At 74.1% G+C, this 26,223-nt stretch carries 21 protein-coding genes and 1 pseudogene; 13 read left to right on the top strand and 9 right to left on the bottom strand.

What is annotated here, in order from left to right:
• Positions 1–5 precede the first annotated feature (5 nt).
• Together mmsB and AC069K_RS01605 are read left to right on the top strand one after the other, a co-directional pair.
• Entirely contained in the window at positions 6–1,241 is a 1,236-nt protein-coding gene (gene mmsB, locus AC069K_RS01610; RefSeq protein WP_358835435.1) for a multiple monosaccharide ABC transporter permease, read from the top strand.
• A 31-nt stretch (positions 1,242–1,272) separates the two neighbouring features.
• Positions 1,273–2,421, top strand: a complete 1,149-nt coding sequence (locus tag AC069K_RS01605) for an aldose epimerase family protein (protein ID WP_478610973.1) — start codon at positions 1,273–1,275, stop codon at positions 2,419–2,421.
• 41 nt (positions 2,422–2,462) lie between these two features.
• Here the strand turns inward: AC069K_RS01605 and AC069K_RS01600 are convergent, their stop codons facing one another.
• The 4 genes and pseudogenes from AC069K_RS01600 to AC069K_RS01585 form a co-directional block, all read right to left on the bottom strand.
• Positions 2,463–3,305, bottom strand: a complete 843-nt coding sequence (locus AC069K_RS01600) for an SMP-30/gluconolactonase/LRE family protein (protein ID WP_478610970.1) — start codon at positions 3,303–3,305, stop codon at positions 2,463–2,465.
• Positions 3,302–4,072 (bottom strand): IclR family transcriptional regulator, encoded by a 771-nt coding sequence (locus AC069K_RS01595; RefSeq protein ID WP_365104543.1) that lies wholly within the window; start codon positions 4,070–4,072, stop codon positions 3,302–3,304. Before AC069K_RS01595 ends, AC069K_RS01600 begins: the two co-directional genes overlap by 4 nt.
• 131 nt (positions 4,073–4,203) lie before the next feature.
• Complete coding sequence (locus tag AC069K_RS01590; RefSeq protein ID WP_365104546.1) at positions 4,204–4,851, bottom strand: carbonic anhydrase; 648 nt, start codon at positions 4,849–4,851, stop codon at positions 4,204–4,206.
• A 111-nt stretch (positions 4,852–4,962) separates the two neighbouring features.
• Positions 4,963–5,346 (bottom strand): annotated as a pseudogene (locus AC069K_RS01585) (class I SAM-dependent methyltransferase); the annotation flags it as partial.
• A 528-nt stretch (positions 5,347–5,874) separates the two neighbouring features.
• Here AC069K_RS01585 and AC069K_RS01580 point away from each other — a divergent pair.
• The 7 genes from AC069K_RS01580 (at position 5,875) to AC069K_RS01550 (ending at position 19,246) form a co-directional block, all read left to right on the top strand.
• Positions 5,875–7,212: an MFS transporter gene (locus AC069K_RS01580; RefSeq protein WP_478610965.1), complete on the top strand. Its 1,338-nt coding sequence runs from the start codon at positions 5,875–5,877 to the stop codon at positions 7,210–7,212.
• A gap of 74 nt (positions 7,213–7,286) precedes the next feature.
• Positions 7,287–8,582 (top strand): non-ribosomal peptide synthetase, encoded by a 1,296-nt coding sequence (locus tag AC069K_RS01575; protein ID WP_478610962.1) that lies wholly within the window; start codon positions 7,287–7,289, stop codon positions 8,580–8,582.
• Between the two features lie 215 nt (positions 8,583–8,797).
• Positions 8,798–11,974, top strand: a complete 3,177-nt coding sequence (locus AC069K_RS01570; RefSeq protein ID WP_478610959.1) for a non-ribosomal peptide synthetase — start codon at positions 8,798–8,800, stop codon at positions 11,972–11,974.
• Positions 11,974–13,869 (top strand): non-ribosomal peptide synthetase, encoded by a 1,896-nt coding sequence (locus AC069K_RS01565; RefSeq protein ID WP_478610956.1) that lies wholly within the window; start codon positions 11,974–11,976, stop codon positions 13,867–13,869. The genes AC069K_RS01570 and AC069K_RS01565 overlap by 1 nt, the downstream gene beginning before the upstream one ends.
• Before the next feature lies 1 nt (position 13,870).
• Positions 13,871–15,679, top strand: coding sequence for a non-ribosomal peptide synthetase (locus AC069K_RS01560; RefSeq protein WP_478610953.1), 1,809 nt, complete (start codon positions 13,871–13,873; stop codon positions 15,677–15,679).
• A complete protein-coding gene (locus AC069K_RS01555) occupies positions 15,669–18,593 on the top strand; it encodes a condensation domain-containing protein (RefSeq protein WP_478610950.1) in 2,925 nt (974 codons plus the stop codon). Before AC069K_RS01560 ends, AC069K_RS01555 begins: the two co-directional genes overlap by 11 nt.
• Before the next feature lie 161 nt (positions 18,594–18,754).
• The gene (locus AC069K_RS01550) at positions 18,755–19,246 is read left to right on the top strand and encodes a Gmad2 immunoglobulin-like domain-containing protein (protein ID WP_358837302.1); all 492 of its coding nucleotides are present in this window, start codon (positions 18,755–18,757) and stop codon (positions 19,244–19,246) included.
• Here AC069K_RS01550 and AC069K_RS01545 read toward each other — a convergent pair.
• Entirely contained in the window at positions 19,241–20,332 is a 1,092-nt protein-coding gene (locus AC069K_RS01545) for a YncE family protein (protein ID WP_478610947.1), read from the bottom strand. The two genes, AC069K_RS01550 and AC069K_RS01545, sit on opposite strands and share 6 nt — an antisense overlap.
• Positions 20,333–20,477: 145 nt before the next feature.
• On the opposite strand from AC069K_RS01545, the gene AC069K_RS01540 reads away from it, so the two are divergent.
• Positions 20,478–21,491 (top strand): LysR family transcriptional regulator, encoded by a 1,014-nt coding sequence (locus AC069K_RS01540; RefSeq protein WP_478611990.1) that lies wholly within the window; start codon positions 20,478–20,480, stop codon positions 21,489–21,491.
• Between the two features lie 129 nt (positions 21,492–21,620).
• Entirely contained in the window at positions 21,621–22,115 is a 495-nt protein-coding gene (locus tag AC069K_RS01535; protein WP_478610944.1) for a hypothetical protein, read from the top strand.
• A gap of 162 nt (positions 22,116–22,277) precedes the next feature.
• Here the strand turns inward: AC069K_RS01535 and AC069K_RS01530 are convergent, their stop codons facing one another.
• Positions 22,278–22,631, bottom strand: coding sequence for an ANTAR domain-containing protein (locus AC069K_RS01530; RefSeq protein WP_365104573.1), 354 nt, complete (start codon positions 22,629–22,631; stop codon positions 22,278–22,280).
• A 135-nt stretch (positions 22,632–22,766) separates the two neighbouring features.
• On the opposite strand from AC069K_RS01530, the gene AC069K_RS01525 reads away from it, so the two are divergent.
• Both AC069K_RS01525 and AC069K_RS01520 read left to right on the top strand, forming a co-directional pair.
• Positions 22,767–23,120 (top strand): MarR family transcriptional regulator, encoded by a 354-nt coding sequence (locus AC069K_RS01525; protein WP_478610941.1) that lies wholly within the window; start codon positions 22,767–22,769, stop codon positions 23,118–23,120.
• A 142-nt stretch (positions 23,121–23,262) separates the two neighbouring features.
• Positions 23,263–23,919 (top strand): maleylpyruvate isomerase N-terminal domain-containing protein, encoded by a 657-nt coding sequence (locus AC069K_RS01520; protein WP_478610938.1) that lies wholly within the window; start codon positions 23,263–23,265, stop codon positions 23,917–23,919.
• 10 nt (positions 23,920–23,929) lie between these two features.
• On the opposite strand, the gene AC069K_RS01515 is transcribed toward AC069K_RS01520, so the two are convergent.
• From AC069K_RS01515 to AC069K_RS01505, 3 genes are all read right to left on the bottom strand, one after another.
• Positions 23,930–24,358, bottom strand: a complete 429-nt coding sequence (locus AC069K_RS01515; protein WP_365104580.1) for a response regulator — start codon at positions 24,356–24,358, stop codon at positions 23,930–23,932.
• A gap of 201 nt (positions 24,359–24,559) precedes the next feature.
• On the bottom strand, positions 24,560–25,417 hold the full coding sequence (locus AC069K_RS01510) for an ANTAR domain-containing protein (protein ID WP_478610934.1): 858 nt from the start codon (positions 25,415–25,417) through the stop codon (positions 24,560–24,562).
• Between the two features lie 31 nt (positions 25,418–25,448).
• Positions 25,449–25,676: a DUF5133 domain-containing protein gene (locus AC069K_RS01505; RefSeq protein ID WP_358837194.1), complete on the bottom strand. Its 228-nt coding sequence runs from the start codon at positions 25,674–25,676 to the stop codon at positions 25,449–25,451.
• Positions 25,677–26,223 lie beyond the last annotated feature (547 nt).

Genomic DNA, 26,223 nt, shown 5'->3' with positions numbered 1-26,223 from the left:
CAGATATGGGTCCGGTCACCACCGACGCCGCCCCCAGCCCCCCGCGGACTCCCGAGCCGCCGCGCTCCCCCACCGGGGCGCTGCTCCTCGAAGCGGCCCGCCGCAACATGCGCCAGTACGGGATGCTGGTCGCGCTCGGACTGATCGTCGTGCTGTTCCAGATATGGACCGACGGCGTCCTGCTCAAGCCCAACAACGTCACCAACCTGGTCCTCCAGAACAGCTACATCCTGGTCCTCGCCATCGGCATGGTGATCGTCATCATCGCCGGCCACATCGACCTGTCCGTGGGCTCGCTCGCGGCCTTCGTCTCCGCGGCCTGCGCGGTGATGATGGTCGAGCACCACGTGCCCTGGGTGGTCGCGCTGGCCGTGGCGCTCGCGATCGGCGGTGTGGCGGGCGCCTGGCAGGGGTTCTGGATCGCGTACGTGGGCATCCCGTCCTTCATCGTCACCCTCGCCGGGATGCTGCTCTTCCGGGGCGGCACCCAGATCCTGCTCGGGTCGCGCTCGCTCGGCCCGTTCCCCGAGGGCTTCCAGAAGATCTCCACCGGATACCTTCCGGAAGTCGGCCCCGACACCAACTACCACAACCTCACGGTCCTGCTGGGGCTCACCCTCACCGCCGTGGTCCTGATCCAGGAGGTGCGCTCCCGGCGGCGCGAGCAGGCGTACGAACTCGACGTGCTGCCGCGGGGCCTGTTCCTCACCAAGTGCGTGGCGATGGCCGCGGCCGTCCTCGCCTTCACCCTGACCCTGGCCAGCTACCGGGGTGTGCCGGTGGTGCTGCTCCTGCTGGCCGCCCTGCTCATCGGACTGGGCTTCGTGATGCGCAACGCGGTCGTGGGACGGCACGTGTACGCGCTCGGCGGCAACCAGGCCGCGGCGAAGCTCTCCGGCGTCAAGGACAAGCGCGTCACCTTCCTGGTCTTCGTGAACATGGGCGTCCTCGCGGCGCTCGCCGGTGTCGTCTTCGCGGCACGGCTGAACGCCGGCACACCCAACGCCGGCGTCAACTTCGAGCTGGAGGCCATCGCGGCGGCCTTCATCGGCGGTGCCTCGATGAGCGGCGGCGTCGGCACGGTCCTGGGCGCCATCATCGGCGGTCTGGTGCTCGGCGTGCTCAACAACGGTATGTCGCTGGTCGGCGTCGGCACCGACTACCAGCAGGTCATCAAGGGCTTCGTCCTGCTGGCCGCGGTGGGCTTCGACGTCTGGAACAAACGCAAGGTCGGTTCATGACACCCCCACGATCCCTCGAAGGAGTACGCGGATGAACACCAGCAGACGTACGGTGATGGCCGTCGGCCTGGCCGCCGGTGTGGCGGCGACGAACCTGGGCACCGCCCGGGCCGCGCAGGGCCGCACCCCCACCAGGACGCTCTTCGGCACCCTGGACGACGGCACCCCCGTCCACCGGTGGACCGTCAGCAACGGAGGCGTCCGCCTGGACGTCCTCTCCTACGGCGGGATCGTGCACCGCCTCGACGTGCCCGACCGGCACGGCCGCACCGCCAACATCGCCCTCGGCTTCGACAACCTCGCCGACTACGTGGCCAAGTCCCCGTACTTCGGCGGTCTCATCGGCCGCTACGGCAACCGCATCGCGGCGGGCAGGTTCACCCTCGACGGGCATCCCTACCAACTGCCCCTCAACGACGGCGAGAACAGCCTGCACGGCGGCACCAAGGGCTTCGACAAGCAGATGTGGCACGTGGAGCCCTTCACCCACGGCTCCCGCACCGGCCTCGTGCTCTCCCGGATCTCGCCGGACGGCGAGATGGGCTACCCCGGCACCCTGAAGGTCCAGGTCACCTACACCCTCACGGCGCGCGGCGAGTGGCGCATCGACTACGAGGCGACCACCGACCGGGCGACCGTCGTCAACCTCACCAGCCACACCTACTTCAACCTGGCCGGCGAGGGCAGCGGCCCCGTCTACGACCACACCCTCGAACTGGCCGCCGAGCGCTACACCCCGGTCGACTCGGGCCTCATACCGACCGGTGAGCTGGCCCGCGTCTCGCGGACCCCGTTCGACTTCCGGCGTACGAAGCCGATCGGCCGTGACATCCGCCAGGGCCACCAACAGCTCCTGTACGGCAAGGGGTTCGACCACAACTGGGTGCTGGACAAGGGCAGCACACCGGAGCCCGAGTACGCGCTCACGCTCGCCGAACCGCGCTCCGGCCGGGTGATGAGGATGTTCACCACCGAGCCGGGCATGCAGTTCTACAGCGGCAACTTCCTGGACGGCACGCTGGTGGGCACCTCGGGCCGCGTCTACCGCCAGGGCGACGCCCTCTGCCTGGAGTCGCAGCACTTCCCGGACGCGCCCAACCACCCCGCCTTCCCGTCCACGGTGCTGCGCCCGGGCGAGACGTACCGGTCGTCGACGGTGCACGCCTTCTCGACGCGCTGAATCACCGCGGGTACCGCCTGCGCCCGGACGTCACCCGGACGTCACCCGGCGAAGGCGGTACCCGGCAGCCCGCGCCCGATACCGGGCAGCACCAGCAGCGCCCCGCAGAGCGGGTGCGGCCGGGGCAGACCGGTACGGGCGCTGGTGACGTAGAGGTCGGTGAGGTCCGCACCGCCGAAGGCGCAGGCGGTGGGGCGGCGCACCGGCAGCTCGACCACTAGGTCGAGCGTGCCGTCGGGGCCGTAGCGGCGCAGCGCGCCCCCGTCCCACAGCGCCACCCACACGCCGCCCTCCGCGTCGACGGTGAGCCCGTCGGGGAAGCCGTCCTCGTCGCCGATCACCGCGAACGGCCGTCGGTCGTGGGCGAGGTGCCCGTCGAAGTCGAAGACGTCGATCCGCCGGGTCGGGCTGTCGACGTAGTACATGAGCCGTCCGTCGGGGCTCCAGCCGGTGCCGTTGCTGACCGTCACCGGGCCGGGCACGGCCGTGGCCGCGCCGTCGCCGGTGATCCGGGTGAGGGAGCCGCCGCCGCTCGCCTCGTCGTAGCGCATCGTGCCCGCCCACAGGGCGCCGTCCGGTGCGACCGCCGCGTCGTTGCCGCGCCGCCCGGGCACGGGGTCGCGCAGCAGCCAGGAGAAGGCGCCGCCGGGGCCGTAGAGCCCGACGCCGTCGCGGAGGTTGACGACGAGGCCGCCGCCCGCGCGCGGCTTGGCGGCGCCGACGTGCTGCCCGGTCGCCAGAACCGTGCGCCGCCCGCTGCCCGGCTCGTAGGTGTGGATCCGCGACGCCAGGATGTCCACCCAGATCAGCCGGCCGGCCGCCGGGTCCCAGGTGGGCCCCTCCCCGAGTTCCGCCTCCTCCCGTACCGCCACGTCAGGGTTCATCGTGCGCCCCGGTGGCCGAGCCGCACGGACAGGTCGCCGGCGCCCTTGAGCGCCAGCTCGGCGAGTTCCGCCTCGCGGGCCTCGGTCCACCTGATCATCGGTACGGAGATGGACAGCGCGGCGACGACCCGGCCCGCGCTGTCGTGGACGGGGGCGGCCACACAGCTGACGTCCGGATTGGACTCCCGGTGCTCGAAGGCCGTCCCCCGGGCCCGGATCTCGGCCAGCGCGGCGCGCAGCGCGGCGGGGTCGGTGATGCTGTCGGGGGTCATGGCGACGAGTTCGCCGCCGGTGATCCGGGCGTCGAGCTCCGCCTCCGGGAGCGAGGCGAGGAGCATCTTGCCGACGGAGGTGCAGTGGGCGGGCAGCCGGCGCCCGGCCGCCGAGACCATCCGGACGGCGTGGGTGGAGTCGACCTTGGCGATGTAGATGACGTCGGTGTGCTCCAGGATGGCCACATGGACGGTCTCGTCGCAGGTGAGGGCCACCTCGCGGGCCACCTGCTGCCCTTCGGCGGCGAGGTCGAGCTGTTCGGCGTACCGGCTGCCGAGCTGGTAGGTGCGCACGCCCAGCCGGTAGCGTCCCGGCTGCCCGGGCGCCGGCGCCAGGTAGGAGCGGGCGGCCAGGGTGCTGACCAGTTCGTGGACCGTCGTGCGTGGCAGACCGAGTCTGCGCATGACGTCGGGCGCGGAGAGCGGCGCTTCGCTCTCCAGGAAGAGTTCCAGCACGTCCAGCGCCCTGGCCACCGCCGGCACGAGTCGCCCCATGGCCGCCACCCCACCCTCTGTGTTCGAAACTCCGGTCAACGACCGGAATGACGAACACAGGCTATCGACAGGGTGCTTCGGGGGGCAATGGGCGTTGCCCCCCGGGTGACCGCGGAATCGGGCGGAGCCGCTCAGGCGGAGAGGGGGGTGGACGCCGCCGGGTCGGGGATGCCGTGCGCGGTGACGAGACGGGCGCTGCCCTCGGCGAGCTGGTAGGCGAGTCCCACGACGCCGGTGTGGCCGGAGGCGACCTGGTCGGCCAGCACCCGGGAGCGGTCCAGGAGCAGGTCCACGGTGTGCTGTATGTGCGCGTCGATGTGGTCGCTGTCGGAGGTGAGCCCGGCGGCCCGGGCCGCCAGCACGCTGGGGGTGACGCGCTCGACGACGTCCCGGACGTACCCGCCGGCCGGCAGACCGCCCTCCACGGCGGCGCGGGCGGCCGCGACGGCGCCGCACGAGTCGTGCCCGAGGACCACGACGAGGCGGCAGTCCAGCACGCTGGTGCCGTATTCGATGCTGCCCAGGACCTCCGGACCCAGGACGTGGCCGGCGGTGCGGACCACGAACAGGTCGCCGAGGCCCTGGTCGAAGATGATCTCGGCGGCCAGCCGGGAGTCGGAACATCCCAGCAGCACCGCGAAGGGCTTCTGCGCCGGCGCGAGCTCGGCCCGCCGCGCGGCGTCCTGGTTGGGGTGGCGCGGGGCCCCGGCCACGAAGCGCCGGTTTCCGGCGAGGAGGGAGTCGAGGGCGTCGGCAGGAGAGACGGCAATGGATGTCATGTCACCAGACTCTACGAGGCGGGGGGCCTCGCCGCACGGGGCGGGGGCGGGGGCCGCCCCCGCCCGGTTGACGCATCGCCCCGTACGCCCCTTGTGTACGCCGCTGGGCGCTCAGCCGGACCGGTGTGTGACGCGGATCTTGGACTGACCGTGCTCGCGGATCTCCCAGTCGTCCATGAACCGCGCGGCAAGGCCGTGCTTCTCGGCGAGTGCGACGAGCGTGGCGGTGCGGTAGTAGAAGTCCTCGCGCAGCACCTGGTGCTCGGCGCCCTCCGTGCGGTCGAAGGTGAAGTCGGGCGATATGTCGATGCCGTAGTAGTGGCCGGGCTCCAGGTAGGCGATGAAGCGCCAGCCGGCCCGCAGGTTCCCGCAGCCGATGTCCAGCATGCGCTGGCCCGGGCGGAGCCCGTGCTCCCGCAGGTAGGCGAACTGCATCTCGCCCAGCGCCAGCCACCGGTCGTGCGACTTGCTCCCGACGGCCACCTCCGGGCTTCTCCGACATACCGGCCCTTCCCCGTGTGGGGCGTCGACGGAAACGACCCTAGGAAGCGGGAACCGGGAGGTAATCCCTCGCACGGCCGAAGTCGCGGGGTCCTCCTCAGGTGCCATGTCCTCCGGAAGGACGAGGCTGGCGAGGCGGGCGAGGTGGGGCCAGGCGGGCGAGGCGGGCGGACGGGGGTCGTTCGGGCGGCGGTTCCGCGTCCCGGCGGGCGCAACGCCGCATACGCTCCATAACTGACGGAATAGATGATTCCGCAACAAGGTCGTCGCCAGTGGCGTTTTTCGGCCAGGATCGCGACCATCACTTTGTGTGCAGGGTACCCGCCCCCCCGCCCACCCCCCTTCCGGTCCGCACCGGCGTACGACTGTTGCGCCGTGCACACCGAGTGGCAGGCGTTCATGCGGACTTACCGCGAGTTCGCCGAAAATTCTTACGCGTTTTTGACAACAGAAGACAAGAGACGACCGAAAGTGGCCGTGATCCTTTGACTCCCGATCCGGGGCTCGGTGAAGGTCGTTCACATGTCCCTCACATCCGGAGCCTCCACGGGCAGCCCGATGCGCCGACGCGATTTCCGGATGCTGCTCGCGGGAGCGGCCGCCGGACAACTCGGCGCCCAGGTCACCCTGGTGGCCCTCCCCCTGGTGGCCGTCCTCGAACTCGACGCCTCCGCCTTCCAGGTGGGCCTCCTCACGGCCGCGGAGACCGCCGCCTTCCTCCTCGTGGGACTGCCGGCCGGCGCCCTCACCGACCGTATGCGCAAGCGTCCCCTGATGATCCGGGCGGACCTGGTACGGGCCGTGGCGATGGGCAGCATCCCGGCCGCCGCGCTGGCCGACGCCCTGACGATGGCGCAGCTCTACGTGGTCGCGCTGGTCACCGGCGTCGCGACCGTGTTCTTCGACGTCGCCCACCAGAGCTTCCTGCCGCAGATCCTGCCGCGTGAGGAGCTCATGGCGGGCAACGGCGCCCTGGAGACGGTGCGTTCGACCGCGCAGGTGGGCGGGCCGGGGGCGGGAGGCGGGCTGGTCCAGCTCGTCGGGGCGCATCTCGCCGTGCTCGCCGACGCCCTGGGCTATCTGCTCTCGGCCGCGTTCCTGCTGCGCGTCAGGCAGCCCGAGGCACCGCCCGAGGTGGCCGCCGACGCGTCCCTGCGCAAGGACATCGGCGAAGGCATCCGCTTCGTCACCGGCCATCCGCTGCTGCGCGTCATCGCCCTCACCACGGCCCTCGGCAACCTGTGCATGGCCGTCCTCATGGCGACGCAGACCGTGCACCTCGTCCGTGTCGTCGGTCTGGAGCCGGGCGCCCTGGGCCTGGTGCTGTCCGCGTCCGCCGTCGGCGGGCTCCTGGGCGCCGTGTGCTCCGGACGGCTCGCCGCCCGGTGGGGGCAGGCCCGGCTCATCCTCTGGTCGGTCCTGCTGAGCGGGCCGTTCGCCCTGCTGTGGCCCCTGTCCGGGCACGGCACCCTCGGGGCGGCCCTGTTCGCCGCGGGATCGGCGGGCATCTCCTTCGGCGCCGTCGTCTACAACATCGCCCAGGTCAGCTTCCGCCAGGGACTCTGCCCGCCGCACCTGCTCGGCCGGATGAACGCCACCCTGCGCTTCCTGATGTGGGGCACCCTGCCGCTCGGCGCGCTCCTGGGCGGCACCCTCGCCGAGGCCTTCGGCCCGCGCGCCGCGCTGGCCTGCTGCGCCGCCGGCTTCCTCGCCGTACCGCTGCCGCTGCTGCTCTCCCCGCTGCGCCGGATGCGGGACCTGCCCGAACCGGGAGACCTCGGCGCGGCGTTCCCCGGAACACCCGGGGAGGACCCGGCCGTGGACGGCGACGAGGAGCCCGCCCCCACCCCTTCCCGCTGACCCTCCGGAGCGCGGTCGCCCCGCGTGCCGCAGAGCCACGACACCCCGGCCCACCACGACAGAACGAGGACTCCGTGCCCAGCATCACGAGCCAGTACCTGGCCCGCTACCGGCGGATCACCGCCGACGCCGGGTCCGGCACCCTGCTGCCCGTCACCGGGGCGCAGCGCCGCTTCGCGCTGGTGCGTTCGCTGGACCCGGCCGGACGCCCCGACGTGGTGCCGATGTTCTTCGCCTTCCCGTACGGGACCGTCGGCCCCGAGCGGTTGCGGGCAGCCGCCCGCGGCCTCGCCTCCCGGCACACCGCCCTGCGCTCGCGGCCCGCCGTCGTGCGCGGTACCCCGGTCCTGCACGTCGGAGAGCCGGACATCCCCGTCCTGCGCCCGGTCCCCGCGCCGGGCGAGCGCCCCGCCGACACCCTGCGCCGCGCCCTGGCCTCCTGGGACCCGCAGGGCCCGCCCCTGCGGCTGTTCCTCGTCCGCGACGAAGAGGGCCGCACCGAGGACCTCCTCGCGATCGCCCTCGACCACGCCGTCTGCGACGGCCGGTCGCTGGCCCGGATCGCCGAGGAACTCGGCGCCGCGTACACCGAGCACCCGGCCGGTCTCCGCGTCACCCCCGAGGAGACGGAGGCCGAACGCGACGCCTACCGCGAGGCGGTCCTGCTCCAGCTCGCCGCCGAGGAGCGCGCGGACACCCCCGACGCCGCCGCGTACTGGGCGGACCGGCTGCGCGCGGTGCGGGCGCACGCCCCGCTGCCCCGCCCGGAACGGGTGGCCGCCGGCGCGCTGCCCAGCGGCTCGGCCGAGGCCCGGCTGCCCGCGCACGACGGCGGCGTCCCCTTCCCCGGTCTGCTGGACGCCTGCCGCGCCACGGCGGACGCGCTGTACGGCCCGGGCCACGTCGTCCCGCTCGGCTACCCGTGGGGCGGCCGTCCCGTCGGCGCGGAGCCGGTCGTCGGCTGCTTCCTCAACACCGTCGTCTTCCCCGCCGCCACCGGGCACAAGTCCACGCCGGAGGCGACCGCCGACGCCTGGTGGGACGACCTGGACCGGGCCGACATGCCCTTCGACGCGGTCGTGGCCGCAGCGCGGGCCGCCGGTACGGGCTGGAACGGCGCGCTGGACGGACTGCTGACCGTCGACGACGACAGCCGCCGCCCACCCCTGCGCCTCGCCGGTGTCGAGGGCCGTGAGGTCCACGTCGACGGCAGACCGGTGCGCGGTCCGTTCGCCGTCTCCGTCACCCAAGGAACCGGGATCCGGCTGCGGATGGTGTGGGACCGCGCGGTCCTCGACGACGCCGCCGCCCACCGGGCCTTCGACGCGCTCACCGGGGCGCTGCGCCCGGTGCCGCACCCCGCGGGCTGACCCAGACACACCACGGGGCGGACGTCTCCGCGCGGCACGCCCCCGGAAATGCACGCCCCCCGGCAACCGACACCCCCGCGGCACCCGTCGCGCCCCGAACCCCGCACGCACCTCCTCCGCGGCTCCGCACAACCCGCCGAGCCGCCCGTACGACCGCGCCCGGCACCACCGTGACCGGGCCGGTGAACCGCCCCGACGACCCTCAGGGACCGATCATGCTTCCCCTCTCCGCCTCGCAGGAGATCGTCTGGCTGCACGAGCAGATGCAGCCCGGCAGCCGTGCCTACAACTTCACCGCCGCGCTCGACCTGTGGGGCCCCCTCGACGCGGACGCCCTGCGCGAGGGCCTGGCCGCCACCCTGGCCCGCCACGCGGGTCTGCGGCTCGAACTCGTGGACCGGCCGGGATCGGTGCCCGGGCAGCGGGTCGCGCCGCGCTGCGAGCCGAGACTGCACACCGCCGACCTCAGCGGCGAGGACGACCCCGAGGCGGCCTTCCAGGACCTGTTGCGCCGCGAGGCCGAGACACCCCTCGACACCTTCGAGGCGCCGCTGATCCGCTGGACGCTCGTCCGCCTCGCCGAGGAGCACCACCGGCTCGTCCACGTCGAGCACCATCTGATCCACGACGGCCATTCGTTCGCGATCCTGCTGGACGACGTCTTCCGCACCTACCGCGCCCGCGTCGCGGGGGAATCCCTCACGCTCCCGCCCGCACCCTCCTACGCGGACCACGTACAGGCCAGGTCCGGCGCGGCCTTCGCCCCCGAGTCCCTGGAGTTCTGGCAGTCCTTCCTGCGCGACCAGCCCCACGACCTGCCGCTGCCCGGTCTCGCCCGGCCGGGCGCCCGCCGCAGGCACCACGGCGGACAACTGCGCCAGACCATCGGCGCCGACCTCGCCGAGCGGCTGCGCGGCCACGCCCGTGAGCGCGGCCTCACCCCCTTCGCCACGCTCCTGGGCCTGTTCGCGGAGCTGCTGCGCCGCCACAGCGGCCGCTCCCGCATGGTCATCGGCACCGCCGTCGGCAACCGGCCGCTGGGGTACGAGGACGCCGTCGGCATGTTCGTCAACACCATCCCGCTGCCGCTCGCCCTGGACGCCACCCTCCCGGCCCAGGACACCATGGACGAGGTCACCGACACCCTCATCCGCGCCCTGCCGCACCAGGACGTACCGGTCCAGGAGCTGACCCGGGCGCTGGGCCTGCACACCTCCGGCGCCGACAACCCGCTGTTCTCGGTGATGTTCAGCGCGCACGACGCCCCGCTGCCCGAGATCGACCTGCCGGGCCTGGACATCACCCTGTTCGAGGGGTTCAACACCGGGACCACCCGCTTCGACCTGGACGTGGTGCTGCTGCCGGACGACCGGCGCGGCGTCACCACCCGCCACGGCGCGCCCGGCATGACGCTGGTGTGGGACTACGACGCCGACCTGTTCGGCGAGGACGTGGCCCGGCTGCTGTCGGGCCGCTTCCTGGACCTGCTGCGCGCCTACCTCGACGCGCCCGCGGCGCCGCTGGCCGACCTGGCCCCGGCCGCCGTGGAGCCGGCCGCCGAAGCCGCGCCCGTGCCGTCCGGCCGCGATCTGCTGGACCCGGTGGCCGCCCAGGACCCCTCGCTGCCCGCCCTGCTGTGCGGGGCGCGCCGGGTGACGTACGGCGAACTGGACGGGCGGGTCGCCGCGCTGGCCGAGCGGCTGCGTACCGCCGGGGTCACGCCGGGGCAGCCCGTGGCCGTCGTCCTGCCCCGCGGCGCCGACTCGGTCACCGCGCTGCTGGCCTGTCTGCGCACCGGCGCCGTCTACTGCCCGCTCTCCCCCGCCGATCCGCCCGCCCGCACCGCGCTGCTGCTCCAGCGCCTCGCCCCGGCGCTCGTGCTGACCGCCGAGGGCGGCCCGGACCTGCCCGACGGCCTGCCCCTCGCCCGGCTCGACGCGCCCGTGCTGCCCCGCGCCCACGCGGCCGACGTCCTGCCCGGCGCCACCTACGTCATCCACACCTCCGGCTCCACCGGTACGCCCAAGCCGGTCGCCGTGGGCCGCGCGGCCCTGGAGCACCATCTGACCGCCACCGCCGACCGGTTCGCGCTGACCAGCGCCGACCGGGTCCTGATGTTCGCGCAGCCGTCCTTCGACGTGGCGCTCGAGGAGGTGCTCCCCACCCTGCATGCGGGGGCGTGCCTGGTGATCCCCGAGCACGAGGTGCCCACCGGAGCCGAGCTGGCCGGGCTCCTCGCCGCCGCCCGCGTCACCGTCGCCAACCTTCCCACCAGCTACTTCCTGGCCACCCGCGAAGAGCTGCGCCCGGCGCTGCGTGAGGAGAGCTGGACGCCCCGGCTCCTGGTCCTGGGCGGCGAGCGCCTGCCCGCGGAGACCCTGCGCGGCCTCCTGGCCGACACCGATGCCACCGTCCTCAACGCGTACGGCGTCACGGAGGCCGCCATCACCTCCACCGTCCACGAGGTCTCCCGCGAGGCCCTGGCCGAGGGCGCCGAGATCCCGCTGGGCACCGAGCTGCCGGGCGAGCGCGTCCACGTCCTGGACGCCCACCACCGCCCGCTGCCCGACGGCGCGGTCGGGGAACTGGCCATCGCCGGGCCCGGCCTGGCCGAGGGCTACCCCGGCAACGCGGAGGTGACGGCCGCCCGGTTCCGTACCGTGGACGCGCTGGGCGGGGAGCGGGTCTATCTCACCGGCGACCTCGGCTACCGCGGCCTGGACGGTCTGCTGTACTTCCTGGGCCGCCGCGACAACCAGGTCAAGCTGCGCGGGCACCGCATCGAGCTGGAGGAGATCGAGGCGGCGGCGTCCGCCGCGCTCGGCGGCCGGTCCTGCGCCGTCGTCCTGGACACGGAGAGCCCCGCCGCCCCCCGCCTCGTCGGCTTCTTCGAGGACGGCGCCCATCTCACCGGCGTGGACGAGAAGGCGCTGCACACCGAGTTGAGCCACCGGCTGCCCGGGGCCCTCGTGCCCGCCCGGTGGGCCCGGCTGGAGACGATGCCGACCCTGGCGGGCGGCAAGCCGGACCGTACGGTCCTCACCCGCCGCGCGGCCGCGCTCGACTCGGTGGCCCCGGCGGCGCCCGAGGCCGGGACCGCGACCGCGACTGCGACCGCGACCGGGGACACCGCGTCCGCCGCCGTGCCGGACGACCCGATGACGGCCCTGCTGGCAACCGGCTGGCGTGAGGTGCTCGGCCACAGCCGCTTCGACGCCGGATCCCACTTCTTCCACATCGGCGGCCACTCGCTGCTGGCGGCCGAACTCGCGGCCTGGCTGGAGCCCCACCTGGGCACGCGCCCGCCGTTGAAGGTGCTCTTCCGCAACCCCGTCCTCGCCGACCAGGCCGACGCCCTCGCCGCCACCGCCCCCCTCTCCACGGAGTCGTGATGATCCAGTCCCCCGCCCTCCCCGAGACCACCCCCGCGACCGCCGGCGCCGGCACGCCGGCGAGCATCGCCCACGGCCCGGCCGCCGAACCGACCGCCGTCGTCGCCCGCTTCGAGGAATGGGTCCGGCGCGCCCCGCAGGCCCCGGCCGTCGTCGACGGCGCGCGCACCTGGACGTACGAGGAGCTGGGCGCCGCGGCCGACGGCGTCGCCGCCGCCCTGCGCGAGCGCGTACACCCCGGTGACCTGGTCGGCGTCTGCCTCGACCGGTCCACCGCCCTGGTGGTGACCGCCGTCGCGCTCGCCCGGATCGGCGCCGTCTACCTGCCGCTGGGCCCGCGCCCCGGCGAACGCCGCACCCAGGCCGTCACCGAGGACCTCGACGTCGCCTGCCTCGTCGGTGACCCCGCTGTCCTGCCCCGGGCCCACCAGGACGGGGAGCACGTCGCGCTGCCCCTGCCCACCGACGGCGTGAACGCGCCGGGCGCCCCGGTGGCCGCGTTCACCACCCGTCCCGAGGGTGCGCGGCGCGCCCCCGAGGGCGCCCTGTACGCCGTCCTCACCTCCGGATCGACCGGCCGCCCCAAGGCGGTCGCGGTGGCCGAGGCCTCGCTGTCCGTGGCCCTGGACTGGTACCGGGAGGCCACCGCGCTGGCGCCGGGCGACCGGCAGTCGCTGCTCATCGGCGTCGCCTTCGACCCGCATCTGCTGGAGCTGTGGGCCGGGCTCACCTCGGGCGCCGCCCTCGTCCCGGCCCCGGACGACACCCGCTGGGACGCGGCCCTGCTCACCGACTGGTGGCGCGAGGCCGCCGTCACCGTGTGCGTGGCGGCGACCCCGACGATCGAACCCCTCCTGGACCGGCCGTGGCCCGCGGACCTGCCGCTGCGCCACCTCGTCGTCGGCGGCGACCGCATGCGCCGCCGCCCCGGGCCGGACGTCACCGCCACGGTCCACAACGCCTACGGCCCGGCCGAGGCCACCGTCCTCACCACCACGTACGCGATGCGCGCCACCTCCCCGGCCGCCGACCGGACGACGCCGCCGCCGATCGGTACGCCGCTGCCGGGCGTCACCGTCGTCGTCACCGATCCGGACGGCAACCCCGTGGCCCGCGGGCAGGACGGTGAACTGCGTCTCGGCGGCCACTGCCTGGCGCTCGGCTACCTCGACCCCGAGCTGACCGCGCGGCGCTTCACCGCTCCCCCCGGGCACCCGGCCCTGGAGGGCACGGACCGGCTGTACCGCACCGGCGACCGGGTGCGCATGGCCGCGGACGGCACCCTGGAGTTCCTCGGCCGCCTCGACAGCCAGGTCAAGATCAGCGGCGTGCGCATCGAACTCGCCGAGGTGGAGGCCGCGTTCGAGCAGGACGCCCGGGTGCGCACGGCCGTGGTCACCGTGGCGCGCGACGGCTCCGGCCTCGCCCGGCTCGTCGCCCACCTCAAGCCGGCCGACGCCACGCCGCCCGCGCCCGCCGATCTGCTCGACGCGGTCCGCGCCTGGCTTCCCGAGCAGGCCGTGCCCGCCGCCGTACGGTTCGTCGACGCCCATCCGCTGGACGCCAACGGCAAGGTGGACCGGGCCGCCCTGGCCGCCCACGCCCCGTCCCCGGCGGCGCCCTCGGCCCCGGCCGACGACCTGGCCGAGGCCACCCCCGGCGAGCGCCTCGTCCTCGCGACCGTCCGCGAGCTCCTGGGGCGGCCCGAGACCGTACTCGGCGACCACTTCACCGACATCGGCGGCACCTCCGTCGTGGCCGCGCGGCTGCTCGCGGTCGTCGAGCGGGAGAGCGGCGTCCGGCCGCGCGCCCACGAACTGCTGCGCAGCACCGATCTGGGCGCTTTCGCCGCCCTCCTCGACCAGCGCTGGACCCCGCGACCGGCAGGAGCCTGAGATGACATCCACCCCCGCGCAGCCCACGGCGACCGCGCTGCCCGGCCTCGTGGCCCGGCACGCCGCCCGCACCCCCGACGCCCTGGCCGTGGTCGACGGCGACACCACCCTGACCTACCGTCAGCTCGACCAGGAAGGACGCGCCCTCGCCGCGCATCTGCGCGAGCACGGGGTGGCGCCCGGCGACCGGGTGGCACTGCTGACCACCCGCTTCGCCCGCACGGTCGTCGCCCAGCTCGCCCTGTGGGGCGCGGGCGCCGTGTGCGTGCCGCTCGATCCCGCACAGCCCCGGCCCCGTACCGAAGGCATGATCTCCGACGCGGGCGTCACCCTCACCCTCGGCGACGCCAAGCTGCTGGACGCGGCCGGGCTCGGCGGGCCCGTCCTCGCCCTGCCCGAAACGCCGCTCGGCGAGGGCCCGTCGACGGGCGGCGGCGCTCCCGACAGCCCGGCCTTCATCATGTTCACCTCCGGCTCCACCGGCCGCCCCAAGGGCGTCACCATCGCGCACCGGGCCGTCGCGGAGCTGGTCACCGCACCCGAGTACGTCACGGTCACCGCCCGCGACCGCGTGCTGTTCCACTCGCCGATGACCTTCGACGCCTCGACGTTCGAGGTGTGGGCGGCGCTCGCCAACGGCGCCGCGGTCGTCGTGTGCACTGTGCCCCGGCCCTCCCTGGAGGACCTGGCCCGGCACGTCGAACGCCACGGCGTGACGGTGGCGTTCTTCACCACGGCGCTCTTCCACCAGCTCGCCGCCCGGCGCTCGCGCGTCTTCGCCCAGCTCCGCTCGGTCGTCGTGGGCGGCGAGGCGATGGCCGCGGGTCACGCCCGTGACGTGCTGACCGCCTTCCCCTGGCTGGAGCTGGTCAACGGCTACGGGCCGACCGAGACGACCACCTTCGCCACCGCCCACACCGTCACCGTGCCCGACTGCGACGGGCCGCCGCCGATCGGCCGCCCCATCGCCGGGGCCACCGTCCACGTCCTGGACGCCGACGGCAGCCCGGTCCCCGAGGGCGAGCGGGGCGAGCTGTGGGTCGGCGGGACGCGGCTCGCCGACGGTTACGCGGGGCGGCCCGAGCTGACCGCCGAGCGCTTCGTCGACCACCCCACCGCCGGGCGCCTCTACCGCACCGGCGACGTCGTCTCCGCCCGCCCCGACGGCGTCCTGGACTTCCACGGCCGCAACGACGACCAGATCAAGGTCCGCGGCTTCCGCATCGAACCCGGCGAGGTCGAGCACGCCCTGCGCCGGGAGGCACAGGTGGACGACGCGGCCGTCACGGTCGAGGGCGCGGGTACGCCCGAGGCGCGCCTGGTCGCGTTCGTCGTCGCCGCGCCCGGCCCGGTGCCCGCCGTCTCCGCGCTGCGCGAGCGGCTCACCGCCGTCCTGCCCGCCCATCTGGTGCCGGACGCCCTCACCCTGGTGGACCGGCTTCCGCTGACCCCCTCCGGCAAGGTCGACCGGCGCGCGCTGGCCCACCGCCCCCGGGCCGCCCAGGAGCGGGCCGAGGCGCCCGCCCCGGCGCTGACCCCGCTGGAGCAGGCCGTCGCCGATGTGTGGAGCCGGTCCCTGGGCAGCGAGGTCACCCATGGTGAGGCCGACTTCCTCGCCCTGGGCGGTCACTCCCTGCTCGCCCTCGCCGTCACCGACGACCTGCGCGAGGAGCTGGGCGTCGAGCTCTCCCTGGCGGACTTCTTCGCCGCCCCGACCGTCGCCGCCCAGGCCGCCCTCATCGAGCGGGCCCTGCTGTCCGCCCACAGCGACCTCCACCCCCGCACTCCGGAGCACAGCGATGTCCACTGACGCCGACGCCACGGCGCGCGCCGAGCAGCAACGGCTCCAGCTCGAACTGCTGCGCAGGGCCCGCGCCGGCGCCGCCCGGCGCTCCCCCGCCGCCCCGGCCGACCGCGCCCCGGCGCCGGGCCGCCCGCCCCTGTCCCGGGCCCAGCGCCGTATGTGGCTGATGGAACGGCTCGGCGGCGCGGGCGACTCCTACCACGTCCCCTTCGCCACCCGGGTGCGCGGCCCGTTCGACCCGGCCGCCCTCGCCACCGCCCTGCACGCGCTGGTGGTCCGGCACACGATCCTGCGCACCTGTTACGGGGAGGAGGCGGGCGAGCCCTTCCAGGAGGTCCTCCCGGCCCCGGCCGCCATCGCCGTACCCGTCGTGGAGGCGGACGCGGCCGAGGCCCCGGCGCTGCTGCGGGAGGAGGCGGCCCGCCCGTTCGACCTCGCGGCGGGCGAGGCGGTACGGGCGCGCGTCCTGCGCCACGCCGAGCAGGACCACACCGTACTGCTGACGTTCCATCACATCGCCATCGACGGCGGCTCCCTGGACACCGTGGCCGACGAGCTCGCGGCGCTGTACACCGCGGCCACGGACGGTTCCGGGCCGCCCCTCTCCGACGCACCGCCGCAGTACGCCGACCACGCGCGCCGCGAACACGAGGGGATACCCGGCCTCCGGGCGGAGCTGGACCGCTGGAGCGCCCTGCTGGCCGACGCCGCCCCGCCCCGCCTGCCCGCTCCCCGGCCCTCGGCAGCGTCCGCCACCGCCGGGGCGGCGGCGGTCCACACCGTGCCGCTCGCGCCCGCGCTGCCGGACGCCCTGCGCGCCCTGGGCGCCGAGCACCGGGCCACGCTCTTCGCGGTGTCGCTCACCGCCGCGTTCGCCGCGCTCCACCGCCTCACCGGCGACGACGACCTCGTCATCGGCGTGGCGGGCACCCATCGCACCGGCGCCGCCATGCGCGGTCTGGTCGGGCTGTGCGTCAACACCCTGCCGGTCCGCGTCGACGTCTCCGGCGACCCGTCCTTCGCCCACCTGCTGCACCGCGTGCGCGACGCGCTCCTCGACGCACAGCGCCACCGGCACATCCCGTTCGACCTCGCGCTGGAACGCCTCGGTGCCACGGCACGCGGCGCCGACGGCTCCGCGCTGGTCCGCGTCACCTGCGACGTGCTGGGCGAGCCCACCGTGCTCCGGCTGCCCGGCACCTCGGCCGAGTACGTCGACGTGCCCACCGGCGGCGCCAAGTTCACCCTGTCCTACGCCCTGGCGAACGGCACCGGCGAACCGCCCGCGGCCCTGGTGCAGTTCGACCGGGACGCGCTGGACGAGGCCGCGGCCGAGGCGACCGTACGGGACTACGCCGCCCTGCTCGACGCGGCGGCGGCCGATCCGGAGCTCGCCCTGAGCAAGGTGCCCGGGTTCGGTACACCCCACGACCGGGCCCAGGACCCCGCGGAGGCGGAGCCGTCCGCCGCTCTCCCCGCCGAGGAGGACGCCCACCCGGCCGTCCAGGTCCTGCGGGCCCACCCCCAAGTCGCCGACGCGCTGGTCGTCCAGGCCGAGGGGGGCCGGCCAGTCGCCTATGCCGTGCTCAGCGACAGCGCGGGCCCCTCCGGCAACGAGCTGCTCGGGCTGCTGCGCCGCTCGCTCCCGGCCGCGTCCGTGCCCGCCGCGGTCACCGTGCTCGACGCGCTGCCGCGGACACCCGGCGAACTGCCGGGCGCACCTGCCCCGGCCGTCCTCTCCGGACCGCGCGCCGCCGCCGTCACCGAGGGGTTCGCCGCGCTGCTCGGGCGCACTCCGCCGCCCGACGGCGACTTCTTCGAGCTGGGCGGCCACTCCCTGGTCGCCGTGCAGCTCGCCGAACGTCTGCGTACCGGGCTCGGCCTGCCGCTCACCGGCCTCGACGTGCTCCAGGCCCGTACGCCCCGGGCACTCACCGCGCTCCTGGACGAGCGGGCGGCCCAGCAGTCCGCGGCCAAGGCCGCGGCCGGGCCCGCCCGGAGCCGGGCCACCCGTCCCGGCACGGTGCTGGTCACCGGCGCGACCGGGGGTGTGGGCGCGTTCGTCCTGCGGGAACTGGCCGCCCGGGGCCGCCCCGTGCTGGCCCTGGCCCGGCCCGAGTCCGCCCATCTGATCGCCGCCGAGGGCGTCGACGTCGTCGAGGGCGACCTCACCGACCTGGCCGGACTGCGCGACGCCGTCGCGGACGCGGACGCGGTCGTCCACGCCGCGTCCACCTTCACCCGGCCCGAGGTGGACCTGGCGGCCATGGAGGCGATGGTCGGGGCCTGGCGCGGCGGGCCGTTCGTCTTCGTCAGCAGCGTCGACGCGTACGGACACCCGCACGCCCAGCGGGTCCTGGAGGAGTCCCCGTCCCGCGAGCCCCTCAGCCCGTACGGCAGGGCCAAGGCCGAGTGCGAGGCCATGGTGCTGCGCGCCGCGGGCACCGACGGGCGCGGCGGAGCGAGCGCCGTGCGGTCACCGATCGTCTGGGGCGCGCACGAGCGGCTGCGCGAGCAGCTGCGCTGGGGCGCCCTCGGCACGCTCTACCAGGCCGCCGTCCGGGGTGAGGCGATCGAGGTACCGCGGCCCGGCACCGCGGGCCACCCGTGGTACGGGGCCGCCTGGGTACACGCGGCGGCCCTGGCCCGCGCGGTGACGGAGTGCCTGGACCGCCCCATGCACGGTGTCGCCAACGCCGTGAGCGGCCACGTCTCCTGGCGCGACCTGGCTCAGGACCTCACGGACCTGCTCGGCACCGACGCCGAGGTCCGCGAGAGCGACGCCGCGCCCCGGGACCTCGACCACCGCTGGCACTACGACAGCCACCGGCTGGCCCGTCCGCTCAGGCCCCGTCCGGGGGAGGACCGACGGAGCGTACTGGCCGAGATGATCGGCGGCATGACGGACGGCAGTGCCTGACGATCCGTCAATTCAATGACACGGCACGGGAGCAGGCTCTCTCCGGGGAACGGCACGTCGGCACCGGGGCCGACGGAAGACGACCGAAGTTGGCGGTTGTCTTCCGTCGGCCCGCAGCCCAAGCTGCCAGTGCCGGACAACTCATCTCCCGGGGAGGCTTCATGACCAACCGCGTGGACCAACCGCGCCCGCTCGACCTGGTCGGCAACCCGATCCACGTCGGCGGTGTCGCCACCGGCTTCGAGGCCACTCTGGAGTACCGCGTCAGCGACGGCCACCAGCAGGTGACCGGCACGTTCGCGGCGGGCGGCGGCACCGGCGAGCACGGGCAGTTCCACTTCACGGTCGACGTCGGCCACACCGCCTTCCGGGCCGACCGGCTGCTCGTTCAGGTCTTCGAGGCGAGGGCCAGGGACGGCGGCGAGATCAACGCCGTCACCGTTCCGGTCATCTACGGGCCGCACATCGTGCCCGGCTACTACGGCTACCGCGAGCACACCGTGGCGAAGGGCGAGACGCTGTCGGCGCTGGCCAAGACGTACTACGGCAACGCCTCCCTCTATCCGCGCATCGTCCGGGCCAACCCGGCGCAGATCACCGACCCCGACAGGATCGTGCCGGGGCAGGTGCTCCGGATCCCGATCGGGTCATAGCCCCGGCCCGATCCGGACACCTTCCGGGCCCCCGGCCGCGCGCGGGACGTACGCCAGCCCGTGCGCGCCGGGCTCGCCCGTCTTGGCGATGTCCAACCGGCCCACCTCCTCCAGCGTATGGAGGTCCACGACGTGGACGGTTGAGGAAACCACGCAGGACACGTACGCGAGCCGGCCGTCCGGCGACGAGGTGATGGTCAGCGGGAAGAGCCCGACCTCCACCGCGCCCAGCCGCTCCCGCGTACCGGCGGAGAACACCGTGAGCCGGCCCGGGGCCTGGCGGCCGAGCCGGGACGCCGGGTCGGGTTCCGTCCGCAGCTCGCCCACCAGGAGCAGGCCCGTCGAGGTGAGGTGCACCGGCAGCACCACGTCGTCCGTGGGCAGGGTGCCGACGACGGACGCCGTCCGGGCGTCGATGACCGAGACTCCCGTGTCGGGGCGGTCCCCGGCGTCCGAGAGGAAGGAACCGGCGTACGGCGACGCCACGTACACCTGGGAGCCGTCGCCGGACACGGCGAGTCCTTCGCTGCCGGGCACCTCGACCTTCGCCGTGAGGACGCCCCGTTCGAGGTCGACGACCGAGACGAACGGCGCTTCCTTGTTGGTGGCGTACCCCGTCCGGCCCGTGGGGTCGATGGCGAACCAGTGCGGGCCGGGGGCGTCCGTGTCGATCCTGCCCAGGGGGCGGCGGGTCAGCGTGTCGATCACGACGACCCCGCCGGGCCGGTCCGCCGAGCCCTCGACGCTGACGTAGAGACGGTGGCGGGCCGCGTCCAACGCCACACCGTGCGGGCCGTGTTCGGGGGCGAGGTCGATCACCTCGACGACGCGGCGCGTGTCGACGTCGATGACGGTCAGTTCGGTGCGCCGGCCGCCGTTGGCGTGGTAGTAGCCCGAGTCGTACGTCGTGGCGCACCACAGCAGGCGCTGCGTCGGATCGAAGCACAACTCGTGCGGCTCGGCCAGGACGTCGATGGTGTCCACGTGCCGGTCGGAGGCGGCGTCGAAGAACGAGACGGTGGGTCCGCTCTGGCTGACCACTGCCAGGAGATCGCCGTCTCGGCCGGCGCGGGGGGACTGGTGCACGGAAGGCTCCCTTGAGGGGTGGAGAGGACATCGCACGAGGTGTCTCGCGGACGTGTCCACTCTTGCCGGAGTCCCGTCCCCCAACCATGCAACAATGAGCACGGCATCATTGTCCCAGGCGTAAAAACGCAGCTCAGGAGCGATGTTGGACCTCAATCTGCTGCGTGCGCTGGATGTCCTGCTCCAGGAGAACAGCGTGACCCGTGCCGCCGAGCGGCTCGGGACGTCGCCCGCCGCGGTCAGCCGTACGCTCGCCCGGCTGCGGCGTGCCGTCGGCGATCCCCTGCTGGTCCGGGCCGGGCAGGGCCTGGTCCCGACCCCGCGCGCCCTGGAACTGCGGGACGAGGTCGGCGCGTTGCTGCGCGGCTGCGAGAACGTGCTGCGGCCGGGGGCCGGTTTCGACGCCGCGCACCTCCATCGCACGTTCACCGTGCAGGCCACCGACCTGCTCATGGCGGGTCTCGCCGGGCCCTTGACCGAGCGTGTCCGCGCGGAGGCGCCCCAGGTGGACGTGGTCTTCCTGCCGGAGGCGATGGAGGGCGGCCCGGCCCTGCGCCAGGGTGTGGTGGACGTGGAGCTGGGCGTCCTCGAACACCTCGACCCGGAGATCCGCGCCCGGGCCCTGACCCGGATACCGCTGGTGGGCGTCGCCCGCAGCGGCCACCCCCTCTTCGACGGGCGCATCACCGCACGCCGTTTCGCCGCCGCCGGCCACATCGGCGTCTCCCGGCTGGGCAAACGCCTCGGGCCCATCGACGGCGCGCTCGCGGAGCTCGGGCTGCGCCGCCGCACGGCGGTCGTGGTGCCCAGTCACACGAGCGCGATGCTGCTGGCCCGCACCACCGATCTCGTCGCGCTCACGCTGGCCGGCTGGCTCACCGACACCATCGCCGCGCTGGGGCTGCGCACCTTCACCGTGCCGCTCGATCTGGCGCCCCTGGAGCTGGGCATGGCGTGGCACCCCCGCAACTCGGCGGACCCGGGGCACCGTTGGTTCCGCGACCACCTGGCGGCCGCGGTGACGGACCCGTCCGGCACCAGGCCCTCCGGAACGGGCACCACCGGTACGGACTCCCCGGGCACGGGATCACCCGGCCCCGACTCCGCCGGCCCGGACCTCCTCGCCCCCGGCACGGGGCAACCCCCGGCCGCTCGGTGACTGTTCCGCGGACCATCCTGGAAGATCACCCCCCTGGGATGAGCCGGCCCTCCACCCCCGGCCCACCCGGATCCGGTACGGTGCCTCGTTCAACCCGCCAGCGTCCGCCAGCGCCGTCAGGAGCCACCGTTGCACGCCCCAGCCGAGACCTCACGGGTGCTCGTCACCCTCTACGAGACCGTCGCCGCCGCCGAGGAAGGGCAGGCGGGTGCGTTGTGGCGGCTGGCGGAAAGGGGGCGCCAGCTCGACGCCAATCTGGTGCGCCTGGCGCCGGACGCGTCCGTGGCCGAGCACGTCGAATCCGAACTGGACGTGCTGCTGGTCGTGGTCGAGGGCGCCGGTCACCTCGACAACGGCGTGGAGCGGCAGCCCCTGGCGCCCGGGACCGTGGCCTGGCTGCCGCGCACGGCCCGTCGCGCCCTGTCCGCGGGTCCGGACGGACTCGCGTACCTCTCCGTGCACCGGCGGCGACCGGGGCTGAAGATCGGCGTCCGCACCGCCCCCGTGGACGAAAGCGGTGAGGCGCCCTGCTCGCTGGACCGCGTCTGCCCGGCCTGCGGGCGGATGGCGGCGGAGTCGGACGCGCGCTACTGCGCCCGGTGCGGGGAAGAACTGTCGAGTTAGGCGGCGCCGGCGGCTGATGGTCCCAACCTGTCCGGCGCCTACGTCCTCCGTACGAAGATAACGTCCTACCGAACTACCTCACTCGCGCCGGTGAAAACCTCGAATTCCCGATCGTCTCGCGAAGCACCCGGATCCACGCCACCCTTCGAACGGCTCTTCGGGTCACCGAGGAGCGGCGCCGTCGTGCTCCGGCCCGGCCGCTCCGTCCACGGAGGCGAGGTGGGCGACGGCCGCCGACAGCCGCTTCTGGACCTGCTGGGGCAGGGGGACGCCCCCGACGGAGTCCACCACCTGCTGGGCCACGCGATGCAGCTTGATGTTGGTGTGCTGGGACGTCATGACCAGCGCGGTCCAGGCGTTTTCCGGAGTGAGGGCGAAGGCGGCCATGAGGACCCCACGGGCCAGGTCGATCGTCCCCCGGCTCCGCATGGCCCGCCGCAACTGCACGAGCTCGACCCCTGGATCCGACTCGGCACCCACGTTGACGGGCTCGGCCGAGTCCGACGGCTGCGCCATGGCCCTCTCCCATGTGTCCAGGATCCCGAGTCTCCTCCGGCCCAGAGTCGCGCCCGGACCGGAGACACGTCAAGAGATACATGAAGTAGAATTCGCCTGTTCCTATACATGAAGCTCAGGGCGTACGATCCGCTCATGGGTGAAGTACCGGAACCGCACACAGGGTGGACGTTCATCACCAGCCACGCGCGCGTGCTCGCGGTCATCGCCGAGAACCAGAACGCGCGGATCCGTGACATCGCCGCGCACTGCCGACTCACGGAACGCGCCGTGCAGAAGATCATCGTCGATCTGGAGCAGGCGGGATTCCTCTCCCACACGCGCCAGGGACGCAGCAACACCTACCGGATCGAGCCGGGCAAGGTCCTGCGTCATCCGGCCGAGGCGGAGGCGGGTCTCACCGTCGCCGCGCTGCTCGCCCAGGACGAGGAGCGCCGCGCCGAACTGCTGCACGCCGGCGTACGCGTGCGGACCGGGAGAAGTGGCTGACACGGGCCCCTGAGTCCGCCCCCACCGCCGACGCGGAGCCCCCCGGTCGGGCGGTCCGCGTCGCCGCCGGTGTCCGCCGCCCGGTCACCACACCGCCGAAACGCGCTTGTCCGGTGTGCCGGCCCCGCACTACCGTGCCCCCGTGGATCTCTTCCCGGACTCATGGGCGGCCCTGCTCGGCGCGGTCGCCGAACGGCCCGACCAGGACTTCGAACGGCCCTCCGGCTGCACCGGCTGGCTCGTGCGGGACCTCGTCTGCCACCTGATCGTCGACGCGCAGGACATCCTCATCACCCTCGCCACGCCCGCCGACACCGGGCCGACCGCCGACGCGGTGACGTACTGGCACGTCCAGGACCACCCGCCGACCGGCGAGGACCCGCTCGACGCGCTGACCGTACGGCTGGCCGCCGCCTACGGGGACCCGGGGCTGCTCAGGTTCCACCTCGACGACGTGGGCTCCGCGGCCGGGCGCGCCGCCGCGCTCGCGGACCCCGCGGCCCGGGTGAGCACCCGCGACCAGGTCCTCACGGTGGGCGACTACCTCTCCACGTACGTCATGGAGGCGACGCTGCACCACCTCGACCTCGTCGCGCACCTGCCGGGCGCCGCCGGGCCGCCCGCACCGGGGCTGGCCCACTCCCGGGCGACACTGGAGGCGATCGCCGGGGCGGCCTTCCCCGCCTCGCTCACCGACCGTGACGCCCTGCTGGTCGGCACCGGCCGCCGTACGCCGACGGAGACGGAGCGGGCCGCGCTCGGCGCGCTGGCGCCGCGGCTGCCGTTCGTCCTGGGCTGACGGCGCGCCCTCAAGGTACGGCCGGTGCGCAGGCTCGTGTGTGGAGGTCGGCGAGGGTCCGGACGTGGCAGCACAGCGCCCAGGGGTCGAGGGGCTTGAGCAGGATCCCCGCGGCGCCGAGTTCGAACGCGAGCCGGGCGATCCGGTTGTCGCGGCTGGTGCCGGTGACCAGCAGCACGGGCAGATCGCGGGTCTGGTCCAGGCGGTGGAGGTAGGAGAGGGTCTGGAGACCGTCGATGTGCGGCATGGCCACGTCCATCACCACGGCGGCGACGGGTTCGCGCAGCACTGTCTTGAGGGCCTGTTCGCCGCTGGTGGCGCGCAGGACGGGGCGGCCCAGCGGCATGAGGGCGTGTTCCAGGGCGAACAGATTGTCCTCGTGGTCGTCGACCAGCAGAAGAGCCTGTCCCTCACCCGGCGGGGACGCGTTTTTGGGCATGCGGGACGACGAAAGCGGTACGGGCACAGATGGCTCCCACTGATCGGCTGTACGGCGATGAGCGGGTAGCCGCTTCCTGACCACTCCGAAAAGTGAGCATATCGACTACTACGGCGCCGAGGCCACTCCTCCGGGTTTCTGGGCGGTGTGCTCACCGGCGGGCCGGAACGCGCTCTATCCTGTGCGCCGCGCCCACCGGAGTTACGTGCCCGCGCTCCCCGAGCGGCCCAGGGCGTGGAGGTACTCCAACGCGTCCAGCACCACGGTGCGTTCGTGCCAGGCGAGCCAGCTCCCCACCTGCCGGCCGGTGGCGGCGAGCGCCTTCGCCTGGACCGGGTGCAGGGACTTCGTGGGGCGTTCGAGGTGGGCCGAGACGATGCCCAGGCACGCGCCCGACGCGCTGACCAGAGGAACGCTGTGGCAGGCGCGGCTGCCCGCGGCGAGGATGGTGTGACGCGCCTCCTCGGTGAACACCGCGTCGGTGGCGACGTCGTGCACGGTGGTCAGCTCCACGTTCTTGGCGGCTTTCGCACACGAGGTGCCGTTCTCCCCCACGAAGGCGAAGAACTCCACGAAGTGTTCGCTGTGGCCGGTGTGGTGCTCCATCCGCAGACCGCGTGCGGTCGGATCGCTGATCTGGACGTTGCCCATGTCCGTGCCCGTGATGGCCAGGGTCTGCGACAGGAGGGCGCCGAGCACCGCGCCCCGGTTGACGTGGCCGGGGTCGTCGACGCCGACCGTGTCCAGGCGGGGCGGTCTGCCGCGCACCCGCCCCGGGAACCACGGGTCGGCGGGGCCGTCGGGTCTCGGTGTGCGCACGACCGCGCCGGCCAGGACGCGCAGCTTCACGTTGTACCGCTGCGAGGCGCGGCGCAGCAGCGTGAAGGCGCTGTCGGCGTCCGGCAGCAGATAGCGCTCCTGGAGGATGCCCTGGGCGTGGGAGACGAGCGGTCGGCTGCGGACCTGGGCCCGCAGGTCGCGGACCTCCTCACGCAGCCGTGCCAGCTCCTCGGCGCTGCCCTCCGCCGCCCGCCCGCCGGGCACGCCGTCTTCGCTCATCCGCTCCATGTTGTTCTCTTCCGGACTCCGTTCAAGCGCTCAGCACCGAGTCGTCGAAGGTCCGCGCACCGGGCAGCCGGTGGCGGGCCGCGATCACGGCCGTGTCCACGTCCCGGGTGCCCGTGGACACGCACAGCGTGTAGGAGACGTCCTCCAGCCGCCGGCGGGTGGCCTCGGTGCCCTCGGCCGCGTTCAGCGCGCTGAGCGCGTCGTACTCGGCGAGGAGATCGCGCAGCACTGCCGGGTGAGCCATCAACATGAGGAATCCTCCACTCGAAACGGTCCCGATGGGATTCCGCCTGCCCCGGCTTCTCGTCCGTACACACCTCCACCACACTTCGTTCGATCAGGCGGGGCGTTCCCTCGGGGCCTGAGCGGAGGACCGTCCCGGGGGTCACGGCGGACCGGCCGGCCACGTGTCGAGGTATCGACGCATCGACCGGGGGATCTCTCCACGCCACCGTGCGGTAGGGGGCGCGGACCGTGCTGTACGGGGGCTTGCACACAAGTCTTGAACCAGTGGGAGCGCTCCCAGCATGGAGTTGGACGGGCGTGCGGTCAAGATGTTGTAGGAGTCGAAGTCATGAGACGCCATCGGCGGCCAACTCGTTCGCTGTTCTAGGGCAGTTGGGGCCGAAGGCCATTCACCGGCGGGGCCTCCGGATCGCGAGGGCCTCCCGGGGAACAGGCCGCGACGTATCGCGTCCTCCTCCCTTGCCATGCGCCACCCGAGCCCCTACCGTGATGCCCCACCAGTGGGAGCGCTTCCATCCGTCGGACACCGGCATCAGCCGGTGTCCCGGCCG

It is taken from the genome of Streptomyces sp. NPDC043908 (genome assembly GCF_056435525.1).
The sequence above is the reverse complement of the archived record's forward strand: the minus strand, read 5'-3'. Positions and strand labels throughout refer to the sequence as shown.

Excerpts from the sequence above, each read along its gene's own strand:
- mmsB (WP_358835435.1), top strand. The coding sequence starts at position 6 with ATGGGTCCGGTCACCACCGACGCCGCCCCCAGCCCCCCGCGGACTCCC.
- AC069K_RS01605 (WP_478610973.1), top strand. The coding sequence starts at position 1,273 with ATGAACACCAGCAGACGTACGGTGATGGCCGTCGGCCTGGCCGCCGGT.
- AC069K_RS01600 (WP_478610970.1), bottom strand. The coding sequence starts at position 3,305 with ATGAACCCTGACGTGGCGGTACGGGAGGAGGCGGAACTCGGGGAGGGG.
- AC069K_RS01595 (WP_365104543.1), bottom strand. The coding sequence starts at position 4,072 with ATGGGGCGACTCGTGCCGGCGGTGGCCAGGGCGCTGGACGTGCTGGAA.
- AC069K_RS01590 (WP_365104546.1), bottom strand. The coding sequence starts at position 4,851 with ATGACATCCATTGCCGTCTCTCCTGCCGACGCCCTCGACTCCCTCCTC.
- AC069K_RS01580 (WP_478610965.1), top strand. The coding sequence starts at position 5,875 with ATGTCCCTCACATCCGGAGCCTCCACGGGCAGCCCGATGCGCCGACGC.
- AC069K_RS01570 (WP_478610959.1), top strand. The coding sequence starts at position 8,798 with ATGCTTCCCCTCTCCGCCTCGCAGGAGATCGTCTGGCTGCACGAGCAG.
- AC069K_RS01565 (WP_478610956.1), top strand. The coding sequence starts at position 11,974 with ATGATCCAGTCCCCCGCCCTCCCCGAGACCACCCCCGCGACCGCCGGC.
- AC069K_RS01560 (WP_478610953.1), top strand. The coding sequence starts at position 13,871 with ATGACATCCACCCCCGCGCAGCCCACGGCGACCGCGCTGCCCGGCCTC.
- AC069K_RS01555 (WP_478610950.1), top strand. The coding sequence starts at position 15,669 with ATGTCCACTGACGCCGACGCCACGGCGCGCGCCGAGCAGCAACGGCTC.
- AC069K_RS01550 (WP_358837302.1), top strand. The coding sequence starts at position 18,755 with ATGACCAACCGCGTGGACCAACCGCGCCCGCTCGACCTGGTCGGCAAC.
- AC069K_RS01530 (WP_365104573.1), bottom strand. The coding sequence starts at position 22,631 with ATGGCGCAGCCGTCGGACTCGGCCGAGCCCGTCAACGTGGGTGCCGAG.
- AC069K_RS01525 (WP_478610941.1), top strand. The coding sequence starts at position 22,767 with ATGGGTGAAGTACCGGAACCGCACACAGGGTGGACGTTCATCACCAGC.
- AC069K_RS01515 (WP_365104580.1), bottom strand. The coding sequence starts at position 24,358 with ATGCCCAAAAACGCGTCCCCGCCGGGTGAGGGACAGGCTCTTCTGCTG.
- AC069K_RS01510 (WP_478610934.1), bottom strand. The coding sequence starts at position 25,417 with ATGAGCGAAGACGGCGTGCCCGGCGGGCGGGCGGCGGAGGGCAGCGCC.
- AC069K_RS01505 (WP_358837194.1), bottom strand. The coding sequence starts at position 25,676 with ATGTTGATGGCTCACCCGGCAGTGCTGCGCGATCTCCTCGCCGAGTAC.